Raw genomic sequence first — 2111 nt, 5'->3', positions numbered from 1 at the left:
TAAGAAAGTATCTTTTAAATAACGTACTTTGAATAATGCTTATGATAGTTCTGTTAATACCGCTTCTTTACTATCCGCATTTGATACAAATACGCTATCTTTTGAAAATAATTGAGTCATAAGTTGCTCCTTCTTCGTTGGTAAGTATTTTAATATTTATCTGGTCACTTAAAGTATAGGTAAATGAATAGATAGATGTCAATGTATTATGTGTTTTATACCACAATACATCTCACAATTTTAAAATATTTGTCATAAATAAACGCCGATGTTAAACACCGACGTTTATTTTGATTATTATATTATTTACCTTGTTCTTCGTAAATTTTATTACGTTTTTTCATTTCAAATGCATACCAGATGAAAGCAAGTAAGTAGATTGCAAGCGCAACGATAGCATACACGATAAACATACCGCCACCATTTACTGCATGGCCGACTAAATAACTTAAGAATTTTTCTAGTGGACCTTCCATAGTAGTATGTGAAATCAATGTATCACTGCTTAATCCTTTAGGGAAAGCACCTGCTTTTTTAGCAGTTTCAGTTACGAATTCAGCTATTAATGTGCCTGCCCATAAGAATAATGGTAATTCGATTGCGCCAATAATAATCATACGCAATAATTTACCACGCGTAATAACAAGTAATGCAGGTGTAACACCCATTGCGATAATACCACCTAATGGTAAAAGTTTATTTCCTGGTAAAATCATAGCTTCTAATAACATGATAGGAGCTAACACGTTAGCCGCTGCCCAGATTTCTGCACGACCAGCAATGAATGGCCAGTCTAAACCGATGTTTAATTGACGGCCTTTTAATTTACTGTTAGCAAAGTTTGAAATACCTTGAGATAAAGGTTCTACAGATGCGATGAACCAAGATCCGATTAATGAGAATAATTCTAATGCAACAGCAGCAGTAAATGCTAAAGCAAAGATTTGAGTAGGTGATTGTCCGGCAAGTAAACCAACAAATACACCTAAATATAAACCAATGGCAAATTTAGAACCCCAGAAACCGATTTTGTTGTTCAGTTTTGCAGCATCAAAATCATATTTGTCTAACCATGGGAAAACTTTATCAAAGATTTTATCCATGATTAACAAGAATGGGTTCATCATATAGTTCATATGAGTAGATGTCATAGGGTTAGATGATGGTACATTTAATAAATCATTAAATGTTGGTTTCATTAAATCAGAGTTAATAATTTTCATGACACCGATAAAGATAACTAGTAACGTTGCGACAAATAAATTTGCTCCACAGTAAATCGCAAATAATCCTACAATAGATAAATGCCAAATATTGAAAATATCAACATCTAAAGTATTAGTACGGTTAATGAATAATAAAACGATATTCACGATAACCATTACTGCTAAGAAATACAAAGTGTAAGGGGAACCCCAAGTGATAGTTGCTAATGGTGCCCAACCTACGTCAGTAATACTAAGAGATAATCCAGTACGTTCAACGAAATCTGTCATGGCTTGTGAGAATGCTGTTGTTAAGATTCCGATGATTGCACCGATACCTGTTAAAGCGATACCTAATTTCAAACCGCCTTCAAGAGATTTTGAAAGCTTTTTAGTGAAAATGAAAGTGATGATTGCAAGAATCACAGTCATTAATGGCGCAGCTCCTAAATCAATTAAAGGTTTGAATATGGTATTGGCTAAATCAATAAGCGAGTTCATTTTATCCTCTCCTTGGTGATTGTTCTAAGTGGTTAAAAATATGAAATTCTTATTTTTGAATAGATTTAATCGCATCTTCCATTGCTTGATAAACAGGTTCTGCCATTGCTGGAACACGATAAAGGATAGCACCTGCATCAACAACTGGAATTGTAATAGGGAAGCTGAAATCAGTATTTGCAATTTGAGCAAAAATATCATAGCCACTTAACAAGTCTTCGTTAACATCTTTAATCATTACTGCATCACAGCTGACTTGATAACCTCTTTTTGTTAATTCTTCTTCTAATGCTGCTTTAATTTGATGGCTAGAGTTAACACCTGCGCCACATGCTGCTAAAATTTTAATCATGATGTAGTCACTCCTAATTATTTAAAATTTTTATCTAAGTAGTTATAGATGTC

Annotated in this window: 2 protein-coding genes; both read right to left on the bottom strand. The window is 33.5% G+C overall.

Annotation, left to right across the window (positions count from 1 at the left end; all coding sequences use genetic code 11):
• Positions 1–302 precede the first annotated feature (302 nt).
• On the bottom strand, positions 303–1706 hold the full coding sequence (locus BU038_RS12285; protein WP_107606249.1) for a PTS galactitol transporter subunit IIC: 1404 nt from the start codon (positions 1704–1706) through the stop codon (positions 303–305).
• Positions 1707–1755: 49 nt separating this feature from the next.
• The gene (locus tag BU038_RS12280) at positions 1756–2058 is read right to left on the bottom strand and encodes a PTS sugar transporter subunit IIB (RefSeq protein WP_070625724.1); all 303 of its coding nucleotides are present in this window, start codon (positions 2056–2058) and stop codon (positions 1756–1758) included.
• Positions 2059–2111 lie beyond the last annotated feature (53 nt).

Origin of the sequence: Staphylococcus simulans (assembly GCF_003043455.1) — a bacterium.
GTDB lineage: Bacteria > Bacillota > Bacilli > Staphylococcales > Staphylococcaceae > Staphylococcus > Staphylococcus simulans_A.
Note: the sequence above shows the minus strand (reverse complement) of the source record. Positions and strands in the feature narration are given on the sequence as shown.

Coding starts and splice junctions, on each gene's coding strand:
- BU038_RS12285 (WP_107606249.1), bottom strand. CDS start 1,706: ATGAACTCGCTTATTGATTTAGCCAATACCATATTCAAACCTTTAATT.
- BU038_RS12280 (WP_070625724.1), bottom strand. CDS start 2,058: ATGATTAAAATTTTAGCAGCATGTGGCGCAGGTGTTAACTCTAGCCAT.